22 protein-coding genes are annotated in these 20,260 nt (G+C 65.2%); 14 read left to right on the forward strand and 8 right to left on the reverse strand.

The window, feature by feature from the left end:
• The first annotated feature begins 59 nt into the window (after positions 1-59).
• The 8 genes from VSR82_RS04735 to VSR82_RS04770 all read left to right on the forward strand — a co-directional run bounded on the left by VSR82_RS04735 (position 60) and on the right by VSR82_RS04770 (position 8,017).
• Positions 60-611: a FapA family amyloid fibril periplasmic chaperone gene (locus tag VSR82_RS04735; RefSeq protein WP_429458415.1), complete on the forward strand. Its 552-nt coding sequence runs from the start codon at positions 60-62 to the stop codon at positions 609-611.
• Positions 608-1,285, forward strand: a complete 678-nt coding sequence (locus VSR82_RS04740) for a FapB/FapC family functional amyloid domain-containing protein (RefSeq protein ID WP_410849589.1) — start codon at positions 608-610, stop codon at positions 1,283-1,285. The genes VSR82_RS04735 and VSR82_RS04740 overlap by 4 nt, the downstream gene beginning before the upstream one ends.
• A 25-nt stretch (positions 1,286-1,310) precedes the next feature.
• Positions 1,311-2,702 (forward strand): FapB/FapC family functional amyloid domain-containing protein, encoded by a 1,392-nt coding sequence (locus VSR82_RS04745; RefSeq protein WP_498857507.1) that lies wholly within the window; start codon positions 1,311-1,313, stop codon positions 2,700-2,702.
• A 105-nt stretch (positions 2,703-2,807) separates the two neighbouring features.
• Positions 2,808-3,521, forward strand: coding sequence for a C39 family peptidase (locus tag VSR82_RS04750; RefSeq protein ID WP_410849591.1), 714 nt, complete (start codon positions 2,808-2,810; stop codon positions 3,519-3,521).
• Between the two features lie 7 nt (positions 3,522-3,528).
• Entirely contained in the window at positions 3,529-4,338 is an 810-nt protein-coding gene (locus VSR82_RS04755; protein WP_410849592.1) for a peptidase C39, read from the forward strand.
• A gap of 94 nt (positions 4,339-4,432) precedes the next feature.
• Positions 4,433-5,884: a hypothetical protein gene (locus VSR82_RS04760; RefSeq protein ID WP_429458410.1), complete on the forward strand. Its 1,452-nt coding sequence runs from the start codon at positions 4,433-4,435 to the stop codon at positions 5,882-5,884.
• A gap of 24 nt (positions 5,885-5,908) precedes the next feature.
• Entirely contained in the window at positions 5,909-7,423 is a 1,515-nt protein-coding gene (locus VSR82_RS04765) for a sigma 54-interacting transcriptional regulator (RefSeq protein WP_429458408.1), read from the forward strand.
• A 93-nt stretch (positions 7,424-7,516) separates the two neighbouring features.
• Complete coding sequence (locus VSR82_RS04770) at positions 7,517-8,017, forward strand: dihydrofolate reductase (RefSeq protein WP_410849595.1); 501 nt, start codon at positions 7,517-7,519, stop codon at positions 8,015-8,017.
• Between the two features lie 99 nt (positions 8,018-8,116).
• On the opposite strand, the gene pmbA is transcribed toward VSR82_RS04770, so the two are convergent.
• Positions 8,117-9,487, reverse strand: coding sequence for a metalloprotease PmbA (pmbA, locus tag VSR82_RS04775; RefSeq protein ID WP_498857508.1), 1,371 nt, complete (start codon positions 9,485-9,487; stop codon positions 8,117-8,119).
• A 151-nt stretch (positions 9,488-9,638) separates the two neighbouring features.
• Here pmbA and yjgA point away from each other — a divergent pair, with 151 nt between their 5' ends.
• Positions 9,639-10,247, forward strand: a complete 609-nt coding sequence (yjgA, locus tag VSR82_RS04780; RefSeq protein WP_429458404.1) for a ribosome biogenesis factor YjgA — start codon at positions 9,639-9,641, stop codon at positions 10,245-10,247.
• Entirely contained in the window at positions 10,228-10,869 is a 642-nt protein-coding gene (gene mog, locus VSR82_RS04785; protein WP_429458402.1) for a molybdopterin adenylyltransferase, read from the forward strand. Before yjgA ends, mog begins: the two co-directional genes overlap by 20 nt.
• A gap of 38 nt (positions 10,870-10,907) precedes the next feature.
• Here the strand turns inward: mog and orn are convergent, their stop codons facing one another.
• Positions 10,908-11,519 carry an oligoribonuclease gene (gene orn / locus VSR82_RS04790; protein WP_368586575.1) on the reverse strand — a complete coding sequence of 204 codons (612 nt, stop codon included), beginning with the start codon at positions 11,517-11,519 and terminating at the stop codon, positions 10,908-10,910.
• Positions 11,520-11,746: 227 nt separating this feature from the next.
• Here orn and VSR82_RS04795 point away from each other — a divergent pair, with 227 nt between their 5' ends.
• The 3 genes from VSR82_RS04795 to VSR82_RS04805 are packed head-to-tail and all read left to right on the forward strand — an operon-like array spanning position 11,747 to position 14,314.
• Positions 11,747-13,006, forward strand: coding sequence for a M48 family metallopeptidase (locus VSR82_RS04795; RefSeq protein WP_410849598.1), 1,260 nt, complete (start codon positions 11,747-11,749; stop codon positions 13,004-13,006).
• Positions 13,003-13,992 (forward strand): ribosome small subunit-dependent GTPase A, encoded by a 990-nt coding sequence (rsgA, locus tag VSR82_RS04800; RefSeq protein WP_368586577.1) that lies wholly within the window; start codon positions 13,003-13,005, stop codon positions 13,990-13,992. The genes VSR82_RS04795 and rsgA overlap by 4 nt, the downstream gene beginning before the upstream one ends.
• Position 13,993: 1 nt before the next feature.
• A complete protein-coding gene (locus VSR82_RS04805) occupies positions 13,994-14,314 on the forward strand; it encodes a putative signal transducing protein (RefSeq protein WP_176380308.1) in 321 nt (106 codons plus the stop codon).
• Positions 14,315-14,386: 72 nt separating this feature from the next.
• Here VSR82_RS04805 and VSR82_RS04810 read toward each other — a convergent pair whose 3' ends face one another.
• The 6 genes from VSR82_RS04810 to rpsP form a co-directional block, all read right to left on the reverse strand.
• The gene (locus tag VSR82_RS04810) at positions 14,387-15,325 is read right to left on the reverse strand and encodes a CobD/CbiB family protein (RefSeq protein WP_368586578.1); all 939 of its coding nucleotides are present in this window, start codon (positions 15,323-15,325) and stop codon (positions 14,387-14,389) included.
• Between the two features lie 149 nt (positions 15,326-15,474).
• Positions 15,475-16,233 carry an NUDIX hydrolase gene (locus tag VSR82_RS04815; protein WP_429458398.1) on the reverse strand — a complete coding sequence of 253 codons (759 nt, stop codon included), beginning with the start codon at positions 16,231-16,233 and terminating at the stop codon, positions 15,475-15,477.
• A gap of 87 nt (positions 16,234-16,320) precedes the next feature.
• Positions 16,321-16,707: a 50S ribosomal protein L19 gene (gene rplS / locus VSR82_RS04820; RefSeq protein ID WP_167050256.1), complete on the reverse strand. Its 387-nt coding sequence runs from the start codon at positions 16,705-16,707 to the stop codon at positions 16,321-16,323.
• Positions 16,708-16,853: 146 nt separating this feature from the next.
• Positions 16,854-17,621: a tRNA (guanosine(37)-N1)-methyltransferase TrmD gene (trmD, locus tag VSR82_RS04825; RefSeq protein WP_429458397.1), complete on the reverse strand. Its 768-nt coding sequence runs from the start codon at positions 17,619-17,621 to the stop codon at positions 16,854-16,856.
• A gap of 25 nt (positions 17,622-17,646) precedes the next feature.
• Entirely contained in the window at positions 17,647-18,381 is a 735-nt protein-coding gene (gene rimM / locus VSR82_RS04830) for a ribosome maturation factor RimM (protein ID WP_429458396.1), read from the reverse strand.
• Positions 18,382-18,515: 134 nt separating this feature from the next.
• On the reverse strand, positions 18,516-18,770 hold the full coding sequence (gene rpsP / locus VSR82_RS04835) for a 30S ribosomal protein S16 (RefSeq protein WP_013090118.1): 255 nt from the start codon (positions 18,768-18,770) through the stop codon (positions 18,516-18,518).
• A 171-nt stretch (positions 18,771-18,941) separates the two neighbouring features.
• Between rpsP and VSR82_RS04840 the strand changes: the two genes are divergently transcribed.
• Positions 18,942-20,126: a PQQ-dependent sugar dehydrogenase gene (locus tag VSR82_RS04840; protein ID WP_429458394.1), complete on the forward strand. Its 1,185-nt coding sequence runs from the start codon at positions 18,942-18,944 to the stop codon at positions 20,124-20,126.
• Positions 20,127-20,260: the final 134 nt, after the last annotated feature.

Here is a 20,260-nt window from a genome sequence, read left to right on the forward strand (position 1 = left end):
CAAAATTGACGCGCCCCACGACGGCGGGACACAAGCAACAACAGAGAAGGGACCGGGACATGAGCACGAACCACCAGAAGCCGCACGCCCTCGGGCTGCCGGCGGCTTCGTTCAGCATCGCTCCGGTCTTGCCGCGCGCCGCGTTGGCCGGCACCGCCCTCCTCGCCAGCGTCCTCGTCAGCGCCTGCTTCGCGAGCCAGGCGCATGCCGAGCAGGTCGCCAATCCCGGCGACATCATCGTCGAGCGCAGCGTCACGCCGCGCGACGCGTTCGTCCCGGTGCCGCGCGACCAGGACCCGGTCGCGGTGCGCGCCACCACGTTCCCGGCCAATTCGTTCGACCCGACGATCGCGACGCTCGTCGGCGACACCGATCTGACCAACGCACACGGCTCGAACGGCGTCGTCGCGGGTGGCGTGCTCGGCGGCACCGGCATGCAGGCCGTCACGCAGATCCTCTCCGGCAAGGCGACCGGCAACACGATCCCGCTGAACGCGGGCGGTATCGGCGGACCGGCGACGGGCGTCGGCGGCACGATCAGCTCGTCGGTGACGGGTGCGCTCGCGCCGCTGTCGAACGTGCTCGGCGGCGCGCTCGGAGGTCTGAAATGAGCACGCGCCTGCGCCCCTCGCTGCAATCGCTGCAATCGCTGCAATTCACTTCGGCGCGCACTGCCCTGCGCGTCTGCGCGTGCCTGTGCATGGGCGTCGCTGCGCTCGTCGCCGGCGAGTCCCGCGCGCAGTCGCCGGCGGTGCCGGTCGTCGGCGCCACCGCGACGATCGGCAGCGGCGCGGGCATGGGCGCGACGGGCGCGCTCTCGGTCAACGAAACCGCAGGCCTCGACAACGCGCAGATCAACCAGATCACGGTGACGAAAGGCGCCGCCGTCGGCAACGCGAACGCGAGCCTGCAAAGCGCGTCGGTGGTCGCGAACGTGCCGCGCGCACAAGCGTCGATCGAGGCCCATGCGTTTTCGAACACCTCCGGCGCGGTGCTGGTGAACCAGTCGGCCGGAGCAGGGAATCTGCAGCGCAACAGCACCCAGATCGGGACTGCGGCGCTCGGAGTCGAGACTGTCTCGGATGGGGAGCTATCCGCGACGGCCCCGAAAAACGGCAGTCCGGGGCAGTCGAACACGATTCACGGCGTGCGCGAGGCAAGCATTTCCAGCGATGCCTTCCGTAACGCGAGCGGAATCGTGCAGATCAACCAGGCAGCCGGCGCCGGTAATGCCACGGCAAACAGTTTTGTGCTCCGTCCCCCGGCGGGCACTTTTTTTAACTGACCACACTTAAGTATCGGAGCGAATCATGAAGCGCACTCTTATTGCCACGGCCGTTCTCGTTGCCGCGTCCGGCAGCGTGCTTGCCGCGCCGCAGAAGGCCTACCTGTTCAATACGACGGTCGTCGGCGAGATGGTCGGCGTCGAGGGTATGGTCGGACTGTTTGGCTGCGTGTATGTCTCCAGCACGGCTAACGCGGTGATCAACAACAACCAGATGGTCAACGTGAACGCGACGCTCGATCCGCAGGCGCAGACCTACACCACCGGCACCGTGACCACGACCATCAACAACAACAGGAGCTCGCTCAGAGGCGGTGGCGCGGCATTCGCGTTCACGACGCAAAGCCATACCTCGTCGAGTTCGAACGCGCAGGGCTTCGAAGCTTCGGGCAGCTATGCGTACGGCAGCCAGAGCGCGAGCGTGACGAAGAGCGGCTATGAAACCAGCCAGCAGGCAGCCGGCATCGCGGGCAGCTTCTCGCACACGAGTCAGAACTCGGGCGGCCATCTCTCGGCGGGCGGCTCGATCGGCGGCAGCTACAGCTATCAGGACCACAACACGCCCTCGCACGGCAGCGGCTCGTTCAGCGCCCACGGCGGCCTGCACGCCGGTTATCGCGAATCGAGCTACTCGAACTCGTCGGGCGTCGCCGGCGCCTTCGAAGCGAGCGAAGCGTCCGGACAAAGCCGTTCGTGGGGCTTCAAGGCGAGCGAAGGCTCCGGCTTTGCGAGGATCGGCGAGCAATCGTCGAGCTACTCGCGCAGCAGCTCTTCGTCGACCAACGCGTACGGCGCCTTGTGGGGCATCGACGAAGGCATGACGACGACCGATGTGACGACGCGCGGCTCGATCACGCAGCACATCAACAACGAAGCGGCCGCCACGCTGAACGCGACCACCGGCACCAACGCGGCCAGCAACGTGTCGGGCAACCTCGGCATCAACATCGCGGAAGGCATCGACAACGCGCAGAGCAACGACGTGTCGCTCGCGTCGGTCGACGTCGGCAACGTGTTCGGCAACGCGCAGGACTTCAACGTGCAGTCCTCGAGCGGCAGCGCGGCGATCCATAACTTCAATCTGAACGCGTCGGTCGGCAACGGGTCGCTGTCGGGTGTGACAGGCAACGTCGGCGTGAACATCGCTTCCGGCATCGGCAACGCGCAGGACAACGCGCTCGCCGGCGCGGTGACGACGACCTCGCCGGGCAAGGCGCTGACCACCGCGAAGGACGCAACGGATGACAACTCGCAATCCGCCACGATGGTCGTTCACGGGCAGTTCCAGGGCACCGCGAGTCTCGGGGCCGATACGTTGAAAGGCGCCTCCGGCAACATCGGCGTGAACATCGCCGGCGGCGCGGGCAATCTGCAGCACAACGGACTTGCCATCGCGGCGCTGAACAGCGGCAAGTAAGCCGACGACGCGACGACCGCGGGCCAGCAGAAGAAGCACAAAGCAGTCGGAAGGGCGCGCCGGCAGCCATAGAAGCTGCCGGCGCGGATCGGGCAGGAGACCAGCATGACCGGGTTTAAGGGGTTCCCGGCGCTACCGCTCGCCGTAGCGCTGGCAGGCTATGTGCTGTGCGCGGATCACGCCGCCGCACAGTCGAGCATCGACACGTCCACGTTCGTCGGCGTGCCATTGACGAAAACGGTCCGTTCGATGAAGGACCTGCGCTACAACCACATCGTCAATCAACAGTTCGACTACAGCTGCGGCGCGGCGGCGCTCGCCACCCTCCTCAAGTACGGCTACGGCATCGATATTCCGGAAACCGAACTGATCCGCCGGATGATGGTTTTTTCTACGCCCGAAGTCGTCGTCAAGAACGGCTTCTCGATGCTCGACATGAAGCATTTCGTCGAGACCATCGGACTGCGCGGCCGCGGCTTTCGCGTCAACGTCGACGCGCTCCACCATCTTCAGATCCCCGTGATGGTCCTGATGAACATCGACGGCTACGAGCATTTCGTGATCGTCAAGCATGCGCAGGACGGCCGCGTGTTCATCGCGGACCCGGCGCTCGGCAATCGCATCGTGCTCGAAGACGACTTCGCGAAGACCTGGAACGGCCTCGTGTTCGCGGTCCTCGGCAAACCCTTCAGGGAGGATTCACCGCTGTTGCAGGACAACGAGTCGCTCGCGCTGAAGCTGCGCGCCGCCGCGCTGGCGGCCGGCAGCGCGGCGACGCCCTTTTTCGAGTACGGCTTGAACAAGGCAGACATGTTCTGATCCCGCCATGAAGTCACACCTCACACCGCTTGGGTTAGTGCTCTGTGCCGTCGCCTATGGCGCAAGCAGCGTTGCCCATGCTTCGGAGGGCGCCGCCTCGCCACCGGCTCCCGAACTTTCGATACGGTCCGAGCCAGGCGCCGAGCCGCTGCGAGTGCAACTGGTCGGCGACGATGTGCTCGCGACCCAGACCGGCAAATACGCCGGCGCGACGATGATCTCCGGCTTCGTGCTGAACGTCATTTCGCAATGGCGCTTGCCCAACGGCGCGAGCGCGCTCGCTCAAGGCTCGCTGAGCGCGGTACAGAACGGTGGCGGCCAACTCACGAGTTCCGTCAGCACGTTCGCGAGCGTGAGCGGCGGCACGCACGGCCATGCAGGTGATTCGGGCGCCAACCCGAATGCGCAGGCGCGCGGCGGCCAGAGCATCGGCGTCAACGGCGTGTCGCAGGTTACCCAGGTCGCGGGCGATCGCAACAGCGGCACCAACTCCGCGCTGATCGACTTCAATAACAGCGCCGCGACGCTGACGGGCTCCGCCAACGCGCCGTCGGCGACGGCCAGCAATTCGACCGGCTCCGTGAAAGCCGGCATTTCGTTCGGCAGCAACGGCGTGAACGTCGCGCTGCAGACACCCGCTGGGCTCGCCACCCAGACCATCGCGCCGAGCAACGGGCAGATCGCCCAGTTGCTGCAGATCGCAGGCAATAACCAGCAAGTCGCCAACGCCCTGCAACTGCATCTGCAAACCCAGCAGATGTCGGCTTCGATGCTTCGTCAGTTGGGCGTACTGCAGGCACTGCAAAACAGGAGATAACGGCGCGGGCCGCCACCCGCCAGTTGGACCACAAGCAGTGAAGAGAAGGCCGCGCAGGCAGCACCGCGCGGCCGGACCACCGGGGGAGCAAAAAATGAAAAAAGTGTCATCGACCAGGGCGCCGCGCATGGCTCTCGCGGCCATTCCGGCCGCCGTCATGCTTTGGGCTCTTTCTCAGCCGGCGAGCGCGCAGGCGCTCGCCGGTCAATCCGTGGAGGACCGTCTGAATACGCTGATGCGCGTCGTCAACGAGCAGCAGCGGCAAATCCATTCGCTCGAACGCCAGGTCACCGAACTCGAGATGGCGCAACGCGGCCGCGGCGTGCCGGGCGCCGGCGCTCCGGCGGGCAGCGGCACGGTGGCCGAGCAGCCCGGCGCCGACCGCCTGCCGGTGCCGCTGCCGCCGCTCGCGCAGATCGCGCCTGGCGCGCCCGCGCCGGCGGGCACCACCGGCACCGCGACCGGCGTGCCGGTCAATCCGCCGACACCGGACGGCAGCAACGCGGGCAACGCCAGCGCCGGCGGCCTGCCCGCCGCCACCGACGGCAGCGGCGCGGTCGGCCAGACCCAGCGCGCGAACGAACCGGTGCGCACCCAGGCCGAGCAGGCGGTCGTGCAGCGCGAGCATGCGCCACTGTTCGACCACAAGCTGACGATGGACTTCGGCATCAGCGACACCTACTACGACCGTCGCCAGTTGCAGTTGTCGGGCTTCCTCGCGCTCGATGCGATCTTCCTCGGCAACATCAACCTCGGCCAGACCAAGTCGCATCAGGTGATGGCAGACCTCGACACGCGCTACGGCGTGTCCGACCGCATCAACGTCGACGTCGACGTGCCGTACGTGTACCGGCGCAGCACCTTCATCGTCGGCGGCGCGGGCGGCGCGGCGAGCACGCTGTCGGACGCGACGGTGTCGAGCCACGACATCGGCGACGTGAATTTCGGCATCTACTATCAGTTCGTCAGGGAAACCAACGCGCTGCCGGACGTGGTCGGCAGTCTGCGCGTGAAGGCGCCGACCGGCAGCTCGCCGTTCGGCGAAAAAGTCGTGCAGGTCGACGCGGACAACACCAACCTCGTCGCGCCGACCCGACTGCCGACCGGCACCGGTTTCTGGAACATCACCGCGGGTCTGTCGGTGCTGAAGACCTACGACCCGGTCGTGCTGTTCGGCAGCGTTTCCTACACCTACAACCTCGCGCGTTCGTTCGCGGACATTTCGTCGGTGCAGGGACAAACCGAACCGGCGACGGTCAAGCTCGGCGATATCGTCCAGTTCGGCGGCGGCGTCGCGCTCGCGTTCTCCGACAAGGATTCGGCCAGCGTGGCGTTCACGATGGCGCTCGAACCCGAGTCGCAGACCAAGGCGCCGGGCGGCAGCTACCAGAAGGTGCCGGGCAGCGAGACCACGGCCGCGGCGATGAATTTTGGCCTGAACCACGTCGTGAACAAGCACCTGACCATCAACGGCTCGGTATCGATCGGACTCACACCCGACGCGCCGAACTTCGTGGTCGGCGTGCGCTTTCCGTACACCTTCTGACGTGCCAACGATACGAGGTCGAACGTGCGTGAATCACCTCATCTGAGCAGTGTGACTTCCGTCGCGGCAGCGGGATCGCATCTGCCGCTCGCGGTGCCGGCAGCCGCTCCACCGGCGAGCAATGAAACCGGCGCCCAAGCGAGCGCCGCGATGCCAGGCGTCGCGCGACAGCTGCTATACGTCGCGCGCACTCCTGACGAAACTCTGATCGCACATCTGAAAGGCCGCGGCTGGCAGGTCGCGGCCGCGCGCTCGGCGCACGAACTCGGGCGGCTTTTAAAGCCGGACCTCGCGTGCGCGGGCATCGTCGATCTGGCGAGCTTCGCGCCGCGCGACATCGGCGGACTCGAGGCGAGCCTGCGTCAGCAGCAGATCGGCTGGATCGCGCTCGCGAGCAACGAGCGGCTCAACGATCCGCTGGTGCGACGCCTCGTGCGCCACTACTGCTTCGACTTCGTGAAGCTGCCGGTCGCGCACGCGACGATCGACTATCTGGCCGGCCACGCGTTCGGCATGGTCACGCTGTGCGACCCGGAATTCCCGCCGCCCGCCGGCGAAGCAGGCGACGAGGAAATGGTCGGCACCTGCGAGGCGATGCAGCAGCTCTTTCGCACAATCCGCAAGGTCGCGAACACCGACGCGAGCGTGTTCATCGCGGGCGAATCGGGCACCGGCAAGGAGCTGACCGCGCTGGCGATCCACGAGCGCTCGCCGCGCCGCAAGGCGCCGTTCATGCCGATCAACTGCGGCGCGATTCCGCATCACCTTCTTCAATCCGAACTGTTCGGCTACGAGCGCGGCGCCTTTACCGGCGCGAATCAGCGCAAGATCGGCCGAGTCGAAGCGGCCGACGGCGGCACGCTGTTTCTCGACGAGATCGGCGACCTGCCGCTCGAAAGCCAGGCCAGCCTGCTGCGCTTTCTGCAGGAAGGCAAGATCGAGCGGCTCGGCGGACGCGAATCGATTCCGGTCGACGTGCGCATCATCTCGGCGACCCACGTCGATCTCGACGGCGCGATGCGCGACGGCCAGTTCCGCGCGGACCTGTTTCATCGCCTGTGCGTGCTGCGCGTCGACGAGCCGCCGCTGCGCGCGCGTGCGCGGGACATCGAGATTCTCGCGTACCACATCCTGCACAAGTTCAAGACCGACAACGCGCGCAAGATTCGCGGCTTCACGCCGTCGGCGATCGAGGCGCTCTACAACTACAACTGGCCCGGCAACGTGCGCGAGCTGATCAACCGCGTGCGCCGCGCGATCGTGATGGCCGAGAACAAGCTGATCTCAGCCGACGATCTCGACCTCGCCGGTTTTACCGAACAGCAAAGCATGACGCTCACGCAGGCGCGCGAGGCCGCCGAGAAGCGCGCGATCGAGGCCGCGCTGCTGCGCCACCGGCACCGCTTGAACGAGGCGGCGGTGGATCTGAACATTTCGCGCGTGACGCTGTATCGGCTGATGGGCGTGCACGGTTTGCGCGAACCGGGCGGCGCCGATGACAAGGAAGGGCTCGCCACGGACGGGCCGGCGGGAGGGTGAGCGGCGGCTGAACGGCGGCTGAGCGGCGGGCGGGCATCGGTGCGCATCGGAGCGTCGGGTAGAATCGCCCGGTTACCCTCCTCTTTCCATTCGATGACGACGCTCACCCTGATCGTCGCTCGCGCCAGCAACGGCGTGATCGGCCGCGACAACCAGTTGCCCTGGCGACTGCCCGAAGACCTCAAGTTCTTCAAGCGCACGACGATGGGCGCGCCCATCATCATGGGCCGCAAGACGCATGAATCGATCGGCCGGCCGCTGCCCGGACGCCGCAACATCGTCGTCACACGCGATGGCTCGCGGCGTTTTCAGGGCTGCGACACCGCGACCAATCTCGACGAAGCGCTCGCGCTCGCCGCGCAGGACCAGGCGCCGCAGGCGTTTCTGATCGGCGGCGCGGAGTTGTACGACGAAGGGCTGCGCCACGCGGACAAGCTGATCGTCACCGAAATCGCCGCCGACTTCCCCGGCGATGCGACCTTCCCTGCGATCGACCCGCACGTGTGGGAAGAAATCGCGCGTGAAGCGCATCACTCGAATGCGCCGAACGACTTCGATTACGCGTTCGTCACCTATCAACGCAAGGACGTCTGACGGCACGCGCCACGGCATGCAATAAAAAAACGCCACGCAACGTTGAGCTGCGTGGCGTTTTCGTTTGATACGGGGCGGCGCCGAAACGCGCCGCCCGGCTTACTGCCCCGCGATCGTCATCCGTTCGATCAACACCGAGCCGGTCTGCTTGGTGCCGCGCGTGATCGTATCCGCGCCGATCGCGACGATATGGCGGAACATCTCCTGCAGCGTGCTCGCGACCGTGATCTCCTCGACCGGGTACTGGATCTTGCCGTTCTCGACCCAGAAGCCCGACGCGCCGCGCGAGTAGTCGCCCGTCACGTAGTTGACGCCCTGCCCCATCAGCTCGGTCAGCAAGAGACCGGTGCCGAGCTTCTTCAGCATCGCCTCGAAGTCGTCCTCGGGACGCGTGTTCGAGCTGAGCAGCGACAGGTTGTGCGAGCCGCCCGCGTTGCCGGTGGTCTTCATGCCGAGCTTGCGCGCCGAGTAGGTGGACAGGAAGTAACCCTCGACGACGCCGTCCTTCACGACCGATCGCTGGTGCGTGCGCACGCCTTCCTCGTCGAACGGCGCGCTGCCCATCGCGCGCGCGACGTGCGGATCTTCGACCACCTGCACGTGCGGCGCGAACACCGGCTTGCCGAGGCTGTCGACCAGAAATGAAGTCTTGCGATACAGCGCGCCGCCGCTCGTCGCCTGCACGAACGCGCCGAGCAGGCCCGCCGCGAGCGGCGCTTCGAACAGCACCGGCACCTTGCGCGTATCGAGGCCGCGCGCGCCGATGCGCGCGAGCGCACGCTGCGCCGCGTAACGGCCCACTGCCTCGGGATCGGCGAGTTCGCCGGCGCTGCGCGTCGACGTGTACCAGTCGTCGCGCTGCATGTTGCGGCCGCTGCCGGCGATCGGCGCGCACGCGATGTAGTGGCGCGAATACGGATAGCCGGCGAGGAAGCCGCGCGAGGTCGCCAGCACGAACTGCGAGTGCTGCGCCGACACGCTCGCGCCTTCGGAGTTCTTGATCTGCGGATCGGTCGCGAACGCGGCGTCTTCGGCGCGGCGCGCGATTTCGACGGCTTCGTCGGCCGACAGATTCCATGGGTGATACAGATCGAGGTCGCGCGGCGCGGTTTCGAGCAGTTCGGCTTCGGCGAGGCCCGCGCAATCGTCTTCGGCGGTGAAGCGCGCGATGTTGTACGCGGCCGCGACCGTGTCCTTCAACGCCTGCGGCGAGAAGTCCGAGGTGCTCGCGTTGCCGCGCTTGTTGCCGATGAACACCGTCACGCCGACCATCTTGTCGCGGTTGTGCTCGATCGTCTCGACTTCGCCGCGCCGCACGGAGACGGACAGGCCGTCGCCCTCGGAGATTTCGGTTGCGGCGTCGGTACCGCCGAGCGCCTTCGCGTGACGGAGGATGTCCGAGGCGATTTCCTTCAGCTCATCCTGGGTATGCGGAAAAAAGCGCTGCTTGACGTCCATGTCTGCTGCCATTGTGGTTGCCGTCCTGTTGGGGCCGCGCGGCCCAGGGTATGCGCACCGTGTTCGGCGCGAGGCGCGCGGGTGCGGGATAAATGCATCCCGCGATCATAGCAAGGTACGCGCCGCCGCGGGTCGGGCCGGCGCGGCAAGTTACAATACCGCCATGACACGCAAAACCCGCATTCAACCGATCGAATCCGTCGTCACGGAAGTCGACGAAAACGGCTACGATCGTCCGAGCAAGTCCCAGGTCAAACGCGAAATGCAGGCGTTGCAGGATCTGGGCGCGGCGCTCGTCGCGCTGCCGAAAGACGCGCTCAAGCGCATGCCGATGCCCGAAAAGCTCGACGAAGCCGTGCGCGAAGCGCGCCGCATCACCGATCATGAAGGCAAGCGCCGCCAGATCCAGTACGTCGGCCGCGTGATGCGCTCGCTGCTCGATACCGACACCGCCGCGCTGCGTACCGCGCTCGACACCTACAACGGCGTCAACAAGACGGAAACGGCGAAGCTCCACTGGATCGAACGCACCCGCGAAAAGCTGCTTGCCGACGACGCCGCACTGACCGAGTTCATCCGCCAGCACCCGGCCGCCGACCCGCAGCAGGGTCGCACGCTGATCCGCAACGCGCGCAAGGAAGCGCAGCAGAGCAAGCCGCCGCGCTATTTCCGCGAGCTGTTCCAGTGGATCAAGAACGCAGCCGGCGCCGGCGACGGAGCCGAAGACGCTGACCTCGCCCCGGAACACGACGATGACGACCGCGACGCCTGATCAACATAAGCAACGTAACCACCCCGACGAAATCGTGATCGGCCTCGTGTCGATCAGCGACCGCGCGTCGACGGGCGTGTACGAGGACAAGGGCATTCCGGCGCTGCAGGAATGGCTCGGCGCGGCCTTGAGCTCGCCGTGGCAAGTCGTCACGCGGCTGATCGCCGATGACGCGCCGACCATTTCGGCGACGCTGATCGAACTGGTCGACGAAGTGGGCTGCGATCTGGTGCTGACGACTGGCGGCACCGGCCCGTCGCTCCGCGACGTGACGCCCGAGGCGACGCTCGCGGTGGCGACGAAGGAGATGCCCGGCTTCGGCGAGCAGATGCGGCAGATCAGCCTGAATTTCGTGCCGACCGCGATCCTGTCACGCCAGGTCGCGGTGATCCGCGAAACGGCGCAGCACGCCGCGCTGATCATCAACCTGCCCGGCCAGCCGAAATCGATCCGGGAAACGCTGGAAGGCCTGCGCGATGACGGCGTGGTCAAGGTGCCGGGGATTTTCGCGGCGGTGCCCTACTGTATCGACCTGATCGGCGGGCCTTACGTGGAAACCAACGCCGACGTCGTGAAGGCGTTCCGGCCGAAAAGCGCGCAACGCGCGCCGCGGCAGGACTGAGGTTCGAGGATCAGGGCCTGCCGGTGCAGGCCCGCGCTTTATTTGCCGCTCGCGGCGGCGTCGGGCGCCGACGGCACGAGGAAATGCTCGCGGTAGTACTTCAGTTCGTCGATCGACTCGTGAATATCGGCCAGGGCGGTGTGCATCGCGCGCTTCTGGAAGCCCTTGTAGATCACCGGCTGCCAGCGCCGGCACAGCTCCTTCAGCGTGCTCACGTCGAGGTTGCGGTAGTGGAAGAAGCTCTCCAGGTCCGGCATCCAGCGCGCCATGAAGCGGCGGTCCTGGCAGATCGAGTTGCCGCACATCGGCGACTTGCCCGGCGGCACGTACTGGCCGAGGAATTCGCGAATCTGCGCGGTCGCATCGGCCTCGCTGACCGTCGACGCCTTCACGCGATCGATCAGCCCCGAGCGGCCATGCGTGTTCTGATTCCACTCGTCCATCTTCGCGAGCGTCTCATCGCTCTGATGAATCGCAAGCACCGGACCTTCGACCATCCTGTCGAGCGTCGAATTCGTCACCACCACCGCGATCTCGATGATGCGGTCGGAGTCGGGCTCGAGCCCGGTCATTTCCATGTCCAGCCAGACGAGATTCATGTCGCTGCGCACGAGCGGCGGCTGTTCGGTGGATGCGAGGATGTCAGTCATGAAGGCAACCCTGAGGGCCGCGCCGCGGGGTTCGCTGCAAACCCGCGCGGCGCGGCATGTGTTCATTTGAAATGGATTCGCGCGGTTCGAGCCGGGCCGGCCGCGCCGAAGCGCCGCCTTGAACTGCTGCCCGGAGCTAATGCGTTAAACCGTCGCGTTAAACCGTATCTCCGCCCTGAGGCGGGAAGAAACATATAATTCTCGCATAGATACCACGGAATCCTCGGATGCCTACCCTGTACTTCACCGCCCTCTTCATCGTCGCCGTCGTCGCGATGGTCGGCACCAAACTCTGGCTCGCATCGCGGCAGATCCGCTTCGTCGTCGCGCATCGCGAACAGGTGCCCAGCCAGTTCGTGAACACCATCGCGCTCACTGCGCATCAGCGCGCGGCCGACTACACCGTCGAGCGCACGCGGCTCGCGATGGTCGAGATCGTCGTCGGCGCGGCCGTGCTGATCTGGCTCACGCTGCTCGGCGGCGTGCAGATGCTCGATCTCGCGATCTCCGACTGGCTCGGCCGCGGCTACGTCGGCCAGATCGTGCTGGTTGCCGCCGTGATCGCGATCACGAGCGCGATCGACCTGCCGTTCGACTACTACCGGCAGTTCGTTGTCGAGCAGCGCTTCGGCTTCAATCGCATGAGCAAGAGCCTGTTCTTCTTCGACCGCCTGAAGGGCGCGCTGCTCGGCATCGCGTTCGGCCTGCCGCTGCTGTTCGTCGTGCTGTGGCTGATGAACCGCGCGGGCAACCTGTGGTGGCTGTGGGCATGGGTCGTGTGGGTCGCGTTCCAGATGTTCGGCCTGCTGATTTTCCCGACCTTCATCGCGCCGCTCTTCAACAAGTTCGAGCCGCTGAAAGATGAAGCTCTCGTGACCCGCATCGAGGCGCTGATGAAGCGCTGCGGCTTCGCCGCGAAGGGGCTGTTCGTGATGGACGGCAGCCGCCGTTCGGCGCACGGCAACGCGTACTTCACCGGCTTCGGCGCGAGCAAGCGCATCGTGTTCTTCGACACACTGCTCGCGCGGCTGTCCGGCCGCGAGATCGAGGCGGTGCTCGCGCACGAGCTCGGCCACTTCAAGCGTCGTCACGTGATGAAGCGCATGCTCGTCACGTTCGCAATCAGCCTCGCGATGCTCGCGCTGCTCGGCTGGCTGACGCAATGCGTGTGGTTCTACGAAGGGCTCGGCGTGCGGCCGTCGCTCATTGGCGGCAACAGCGGACTCGCGCTCGTGCTGTTCTTCCTCGCGCTGCCGGTGTTCATGTTCTTCGTCACGCCGCTCGGCAGCCTCAGCTCGCGCAAGCACGAGTTCGAAGCCGACGCGTTCGCCGCGTCGCAAACCGACGCGCACGATCTGATCAACGCGCTCGTCAAGCTGTATGAGGACAACGCGTCGACATTGACGCCCGATCCGCTCTACACCGCGTTCTACTATTCGCATCCGCCGGCCTCGCAGCGGATCGACCGACTGCTGCAGCACGCATGAGCGGCCGCGCTCCGAAAAAAGCGGCGCGCGGTGCCGGGTCCGGCATGCACGGCGCGCGCACGGGCGGCCTCGTGGTGGCCGCGCACGGCCGCCACTATCTGGTCGCGCCTGAAGACGGCGGCGCGCTGCTGCAATGTTTCCCACGCGGCAAGCGCAGCGAGGTCGCGGTCGGCGATCGCGTGATCTACGAGCCGACTTCCGCGGATCAAGGCGTGATCGTCGAGATCGGCGAGCGGCGCAATCTGCTGTATCGCTCGGACCAGTACAAGTCGAAGTTGTTCGCCGCGAACCTGGATCAGCTGCTGATCGTGCTCGCGACCGAGCCGCATTTCAGCGAGGATCTGCTCGGCCGCGCGCTCGTCGCCGCCGAGGCGAACGAACTGAAGCCGCTGATCGTGCTGAACAAGATCGACGTTACCGCTGCTCTGGACGGCGCGCGCAAGCGGCTCGAGCCGTATCGCGCGCTCGGCTATCCGGTGCTCGAAGTGTCGATCCGCATGCAGCCCGAGGCGGCCCGCGCCACGCTGACCGAGCATCTGCACGGTCACGCGACGCTGTTGCTCGGTCAGTCCGGCATGGGCAAATCGACGCTCGTGAACCTGCTGATTCCCGATGCCGAAGTGGCGACGCGCGAGATCTCGACCGCGTTGAACAGCGGGCGCCATACGACGACGTTCACGCGTCTTTATCCGCTGCCTCCGTCGGCGGGTACGGCCGATGTGAATCACGTCAACGGCGCGGCCGGTGCGCTGATCGACTCGCCGGGCTTCCAGGAATTCGGCCTGCACCATCTGACCGAAGGCCGGCTCGAACGCGCGTTCCCCGAGTTCCGGCCGCTGCTGCCGAACTGCCGTTTCTACAACTGCCATCATCTGCACGAGCCTGGCTGCGCGATCCTCGAAGCAGTCGCCGACGGCCGGATCCGCCGCGAACGGCATGCGCTTTATGCGCAACTCGTGCACGAGGCGAGCCAGATAGTCCGCTGACATGAAACTGATGCGCGCGCCGAACCTGATCATCGGACAGCATTGGGTCAATGTGCTGGAGACCGCGGGCATCGCGTGCGAGCTGCATAACCGCTATCTGAACGGCGCGCTCGGCGAGATTCCGGCCGATCAATGCGCCCCGGAGCTGTGGCTGGTCGATGAACGCGATGAGGCGGTCGCGCGGCGGCTGATCGAAGCGGCGTCGCGAGGACCGGCGCCAGGCGCGCCGCAATGGCAATGTCAGCAGTGCGGCGAGATGCTCGAGGCGCAGTTCACCGTATGCTGGCAGTGCGGGACTGTGCGCGATCCGTTGAAGGGGTGAAGCGTCGTCGGGAATTGAAAAAGCCGGGCAATGCCCGGCTTTTTCTTGCGCTGCGCGCGTGCGTGGGCCGCTTCAGGCGAGCCACACCGCGATGGTCAGCATCAACAGCAGGATCATCCACAGCACGACCGCGCGCCACACGAGGCCCACCGCCGATTGCAGCGTGCGCGGCGTGCAGTCGTCGCCGACTTGCATCGGACCGCCATCGCCAGTGGCGAGCGCGTCGAGGCTCGACGGCTCCGCGAGCGGCCCGGCCAGGCGCGCGCCGAGCGCCCCGCTGCCCGCGGCGAGCAACACGCCGTCGTTCGTATCGGGCCACTGCCGCGCATGATTGCGCCACGCGTAAATCGCATCCTCGAAATTGCCGACGATCGCAAAGCCCAGCGACGTCAGCCGCGCCGGCACCCAGTCGATCACGAAGAACGCACGCTGCGCGAAGCTCGAAAACGCGACGGTGCGGTCGTCGGCCGGCCGCGCCCATGCGCGCGCGAGGTATTCCGCGCAACGGTACAGCACCGCGCCGGCAGGACCGACCGGAATCAGGAACCAGAAGAACACGCCGAACACGTGGCGATGCGACGCGACCACCGCGTGAATCAGCGTGTGACGCACGATTTCGCTGACCGGCATGTCGACAGTTTCGAGCCCGGTCCATTCGTTGAGAATTTCGCGCGCGTGCGGCACGTCATCGTTGTTCAACGCGAGATGGATGTCGGTGAAGTAATGGCTGAACTGCCGAAAGCCGAGCGTGAAGTAAAGCACCACGACGTTCCACAGGAACGCGAGCATGAAGTGAATGTGATACAGCACGTAGTAGACGAGCGCGACCGCCAGCGTCCAGGGCACCACCACGACGAGCCACGCGAGCAGACCGTGACGTTGCTTGCCGGCATCGAATCCGTGCGCCGCCGACTCCGCATGGTATTGAAGCAACGCGGACACCGGATTGTTCGGCGAGAGCGCGCGTACCTGTTCAATGATCAGAGCCAGCAATACGGAGAAAAAAGTCATGCGATGCGCCGTGCTTTTTAAGTTTTTACGATTGTTTTATAACGATAGCACAGGGTCGGATGAGTCTGAACGCGGACGCTGACAAAGCGCCGACAAGTGCGTCGTCCGCGCAACTCGCATCGTCGGCGCGTCGATGCGGGTCATATCAATCATGCGGCGAGGAACCGATACAGGTTGCGCAGCATCGCAGCCGTCGCGCCCCAAATGAAATGCTGGCCGCTTTGCACGGCCGCTGGCGTGACCGTCTGCGCGTGTTGCGGGCCGTGCTGCTCGGCGGCTTCCGGAGCCACCGTCAATTCGCCGCGCGGATACGGCATCGCGAAGAAGCGGCGCTCCCCGCCCTCGTAGCGGAACAGCCGCTCTTCATGGTTGGACGGGTCCATCAGGAACGCGAGCGGCACTTCGAAAACCTCGGCCACTTCGAGCGGATCGATCTCCAGGGTGAACGGCGGGTGCACGAGAGCGATGATCGGTGACACGCGAAAGCCGGTGCCAGTCAGATAGTCGGGCAACGCGCCGAGAACTTCGACGCGCGAAGCGTCGAGACCCACCTCTTCGCGCGCTTCGCGCAGCGCCGTGGCAGTCGCATCGGCGTCGAACGGTTCCTGGCGGCCGCCGGGAAAACTCACCTGGCCGGCGTGATCGCTCAGATGGTCCGCGCGCTGCGTGAGCAACACGGTAACGCCTCGCGCGCGCATGACGAGCGGCACCAGCACCGCGGCCACGCGTGGATCGAGGTCGGTGTTGCGCCACGGCGCATCGGCGATCTTCTCAGGAGTCCAGGCAAGTTGCCGATCGAAGCGCGCCCGCAGTGCATCGGGCGTCAGACGCTCGCCCGTGACCGGTGGCAGATCGGCGCCCGTCGCGATGACAGGCAGAGTTTCGGGCTCAAAGACGGGGCGGATCAACGGGTCTCTCTGATGAGCGGGGACATGCCGCTATTTTGACCTGGCCAACAAAAAAGCACCCGCGAGGGGTGCTTTTTCTTACAGCATTTACGCTTCGGAAGCAGCGCGGTCCTTCGAGACCAGCTTTTCCTTGATTCGAGCCGACTTGCCCGAACGCTCGCGCAGATAGTACAGCTTCGCACGACGCACATCGCCGCGACGCTTGACGACGATGCTTGCCAGCAGCGGCGAATACGTCTGGAACGTACGCTCGACGCCTTCGCCCGACGAAATCTTGCGGACGATGAACGACGAATTCAGACCACGGTTACGCTTGGCGATCACGACGCCTTCGTAAGCCTGCACACGCTTACGCGTGCCTTCAACCACGTTCACGCTGACGATGACCGTATCGCCCGGACCAAAATCCGGAATGGTCTTTTCGCCGAGAACGCGCGCGATTTCTTCCTGCTCGAGTTTTGCAATCAGATTCATCACTGACTCCTAGATCCATCTTGTCGGCGTTCGTACCTGCCCGCGCTTACTGCGTTGGGCTACGGCCCCGATAGAGGATGGGTTCACATCTGGCACCGCACACGCATGTACGGCACCGCCTCTTGTCCGCTCGAAAGACCGGAGCCTCAGGCCTTCGGCTCTTCCTTCGCGAGACTTGCGAGCCACGCCTCGTCGGCACGGCTCAGCATTCTGTTCTTTCTGGCCTTCACGATCAGATCGGGCCGTTTGTTCAACGTGTTGCGCAGTGCTTCGCGCCGCCGCCACGCCTCGATTTCCGCATGATGGCCGCCGAGCAGCACATCGGGCACCCGCACGCCCTCGTATTCCTCGGGACGTGTGTAGTGCGGACAATCGAGCAGCACTTCGACGAAACTATCCTGCACCGCCGACTGCGAGTCGTTCAGCACACCGGGCAACTGACGCACGACCGCATCCATCAACGCCATCGCGGGCAGCTCGCCGCCCGATAACACGAAGTCGCCAAGGCTGACTTCTTCGTCGACGACACGGTCGAGCAAACGCTGGTCGATCGCTTCGTAACGCCCGCACAACAGGATCAGACCGGGTTCGGCCGCGAACTTCATCACGCGCTCGTGATTCAGCGTCGCGCCTTGCGGAGACATCATAACGACGCGCGACGCACCGATGCCCTGCTCCGACTGCGCCGCTTTCGCGGCCGTGATCGCATCTTCGAGGGGCCGAGCCAACATGACCATGCCGGGGCCTCCGCCGTACGGGCGATCGTCGATCGTGCGGTAGTTGTCGGTCGTGAAATCGCGCGGATTCCACGTACGCAACCCATAACGCAGCTGCTTCGCGGCCCGGCTGGTGATACCCCAGTCAGTCAGCGCGCGGAACATTTCTGGAAAGAGCGTCACGACATCGAACTGCATCGCTCTCCCCACTCAACGATAGATTTCAATAGTCTGCTTCCCAGTCGACGACGATCTGCTTAGCCGTCTGGTCCACAGTTTTGACAAAGACGCCGACGAACGGGATCAAACGCTCGCCTGCGATCGGCTTGCCGCTTTTATCGGTAGCCGGATACTCGATGCGCAGCACCGACTGCGCGCCGTTGTCGATCATGCTGGCGACCTTGCCGAGGCTGAGCCCAGCGAGATTCACCACGTCCAGGCCGATCAAATCGACCCAGTAGAATTCATCTGCTTCGAGCGCCGGAAATTCGCTACGGCTGATGTACACGCGAGAGCCGCGCAAAGCCAGCGCTACATCGCGGTCAGCGACACCACCCAGACGGGCGACCACGCTGTCGCTATGCGTTTTGGCCTGCAAGGACGGCGTCGATTTGCGCTCCTGGCCTTTCAGCAACCACCAGCGCTGCGCGCTCAGCAAGGCGTCTCCGCCCTGCCCGGCATCCGCGTGCGCGGCTACCTTGACCCATCCTTTGAGACCATAGGCGTCGACGATCGCGCCCACCTCGACCGCATCGGCCGGCCAGCTCGCCGCCGTTTCGATACGCATTTCTGCAGCTTCGGAACCAGCGTTCGCGACGTTGGCTTGCGCCTCTTTCGCCTTGCCGTCGGTTCGTTCGACCGGCTTGCGGACGAATGCACCGAACGACGCCTGACCAGACGCCTTTGCGCGCGAAGCTGCCTTGGCGGTACCAGAACTGCCGGAATCACGCTCAGACATCGAATAACCTCGACGACAACTTCGCAGCCTGCTTTGGCGTCTGCTTCAGTAAAACAAATCGCGCATCGGACTGCTCACGCGAGTTGCGCGAGCCGCCGGCTGAACCGACGACGATACGCCTGCGGGCCGCCATATCAAGCAGCCGGCTGGGCCTTTTGGGCTTCCTTCACGAGACGCTCGACGGTCGGCGACAGTTGCGCGCCAACACCTTGCCAGTACGTCAGGCGATCCTGAGCGATACGCAGGGATTCGCCCTTCGTAGCGACCGGGTTGTAGAAACCGACGCGCTCGATGAAGCGGCCGTCACGACGGCTACGCGAGTCGGTGGCGACGATGTTGTAGAACGGGCGCTTCTTGGAGCCGCCACGAGCCAAGCGGATGATGACCATACTAGAATCCTTGAAAACCGGGGTTCGGAACGACTGAAACACGCGATTATAGCGGGAAACCGACGCCATAACAAACACTTACCGGGATAAACTGAGCAACCGGGCCGCACCGGCCTTCTACAAGAGGTGCGCGACCCCGCTCAAACGCCCGAATTATCTGAAGGAGCGCGTGTGCAACGCCAGCCGAACCTCCTGTTTCGATTCGCCTTTTTTGCCTTTTTCGTGCGCTTTGCTGGACTTTCGCGCACCCCGCGCAGCCGGATTCTACGCGTGGCGGCGGCCACGTTGCTCACCGCGCAGGCGTTGACCGCAAACGCCGCGCTACCCATCGAAAAAATCAAACTGCCGCCGGGCTTTCACATCGAGGTGTTGTCGGACGACGTGCCGAGCGCACGCGCGATGACGTTCTCGCCCAAGGGCATTCTGTACGTGGGCAGCGAGGATGGGCACGTCTATGCGCTGGAACTGCGAAACGGCCGCGTGACGGGCCGCCACGTGATCGCGTCCGGGCTGCAGATGCCAACCGGCGTAGCGTGGCACGATGGCGCGCTGTACGTGTCGGCCGTGTCGAAAATCGTGCGCTTCGATGCGATCGACTCGCACCTGGACGATCCGCCAAAACCGGTCGTCGTCACCGACAAGCTGCCGACCGACACGCATCACGGCTGGAAATTCATCGCGTTCGGCCCCGATGGCAAGCTGTACGTGCCGCAAGGCGCGCCGTGCAACATTTGCCAGAGAGATCCGGACCGCTTCGCGCTGATTGGCCGCATGGACCCGGACGGTAGCCACTACGAGGTCGTCGCGCGCGGCATCCGCAATTCGGTCGGCTTCGCGTGGCATCCGGTCACCCACGAACTGTGGTTCACCGATAACGGTCGCGACCTTCTCGGCGACGACATTCCGAGCGACAAGCTCAGCCGCGCGTCACGAGTCGGAATGAACTTCGGCTTTCCGTACTGTCACGGCGGCGACACGCCCGACCCCGAGTTCGGCAAGGATCATCCATGCAGCGAATTCACGCCGCCCGTGGTCAAGCTTGGCGCGCACGTGGCGGCGCTTGGCATGCGCTTCTACGACGGCCCGATGTTTCCGGCCGACTACCGCAACAACATCTTCATCGCCCAGCACGGCTCTTGGAACCGCAGCAAGAAGGTCGGCTACCGCGTGGTGCGCGTGATCACCGACCCTGACGGCAGCCACGCACGCCAGCAAGTCTTTGCCGAAGGCTGGCTGCAACCCGGCGAATCGGTGTGGGGCCGTCCCGCCGACGTGCTGCCGCTGCCGGACGGTTCGCTACTGATCAGCGACGATACCGCCGGCGCGATCTATCGCGTCACATATTCGACGCCGTAGCGCGCGGATGCATGCGCGTGTGGCTGAGAGGCTGCACCAGTCTTCAGCCAGGTCCGGCGCGTTTCGCCACCGCGCTTTCAGCGCGGGCGCTCGCCCTCAACGTGACCACCCGCCCGCCGCAGGCGTAGAATGCG

The organism is Burkholderia sp. JPY481 (genome assembly GCF_038900515.1).
GTDB classification, from domain to species: Bacteria; Pseudomonadota; Gammaproteobacteria; order Burkholderiales; family Burkholderiaceae; genus Paraburkholderia; species Paraburkholderia youngii.

Coding starts and splice junctions, on each gene's coding strand:
- VSR82_RS04735 (WP_429458415.1), top strand. CDS start 60: ATGAGCACGAACCACCAGAAGCCGCACGCCCTCGGGCTGCCGGCGGCT.
- VSR82_RS04740 (WP_410849589.1), top strand. CDS start 608: ATGAGCACGCGCCTGCGCCCCTCGCTGCAATCGCTGCAATCGCTGCAA.
- VSR82_RS04745 (WP_498857507.1), top strand. CDS start 1,311: ATGAAGCGCACTCTTATTGCCACGGCCGTTCTCGTTGCCGCGTCCGGC.
- VSR82_RS04750 (WP_410849591.1), top strand. CDS start 2,808: ATGACCGGGTTTAAGGGGTTCCCGGCGCTACCGCTCGCCGTAGCGCTG.
- VSR82_RS04755 (WP_410849592.1), top strand. CDS start 3,529: ATGAAGTCACACCTCACACCGCTTGGGTTAGTGCTCTGTGCCGTCGCC.
- VSR82_RS04760 (WP_429458410.1), top strand. CDS start 4,433: ATGAAAAAAGTGTCATCGACCAGGGCGCCGCGCATGGCTCTCGCGGCC.
- VSR82_RS04770 (WP_410849595.1), top strand. CDS start 7,517: ATGACGACGCTCACCCTGATCGTCGCTCGCGCCAGCAACGGCGTGATC.
- pmbA (WP_498857508.1), bottom strand. CDS start 9,487: ATGGCAGCAGACATGGACGTCAAGCAGCGCTTTTTTCCGCATACCCAG.
- yjgA (WP_429458404.1), top strand. CDS start 9,639: ATGACACGCAAAACCCGCATTCAACCGATCGAATCCGTCGTCACGGAA.
- mog (WP_429458402.1), top strand. CDS start 10,228: ATGACGACCGCGACGCCTGATCAACATAAGCAACGTAACCACCCCGAC.
- orn (WP_368586575.1), bottom strand. CDS start 11,519: ATGACTGACATCCTCGCATCCACCGAACAGCCGCCGCTCGTGCGCAGC.
- VSR82_RS04795 (WP_410849598.1), top strand. CDS start 11,747: ATGCCTACCCTGTACTTCACCGCCCTCTTCATCGTCGCCGTCGTCGCG.
- rsgA (WP_368586577.1), top strand. CDS start 13,003: ATGAGCGGCCGCGCTCCGAAAAAAGCGGCGCGCGGTGCCGGGTCCGGC.
- VSR82_RS04805 (WP_176380308.1), top strand. CDS start 13,994: ATGAAACTGATGCGCGCGCCGAACCTGATCATCGGACAGCATTGGGTC.
- VSR82_RS04810 (WP_368586578.1), bottom strand. CDS start 15,325: ATGACTTTTTTCTCCGTATTGCTGGCTCTGATCATTGAACAGGTACGC.
- rplS (WP_167050256.1), bottom strand. CDS start 16,707: ATGAATCTGATTGCAAAACTCGAGCAGGAAGAAATCGCGCGCGTTCTC.
- trmD (WP_429458397.1), bottom strand. CDS start 17,621: ATGCAGTTCGATGTCGTGACGCTCTTTCCAGAAATGTTCCGCGCGCTG.
- rimM (WP_429458396.1), bottom strand. CDS start 18,381: ATGTCTGAGCGTGATTCCGGCAGTTCTGGTACCGCCAAGGCAGCTTCG.
- rpsP (WP_013090118.1), bottom strand. CDS start 18,770: ATGGTCATCATCCGCTTGGCTCGTGGCGGCTCCAAGAAGCGCCCGTTC.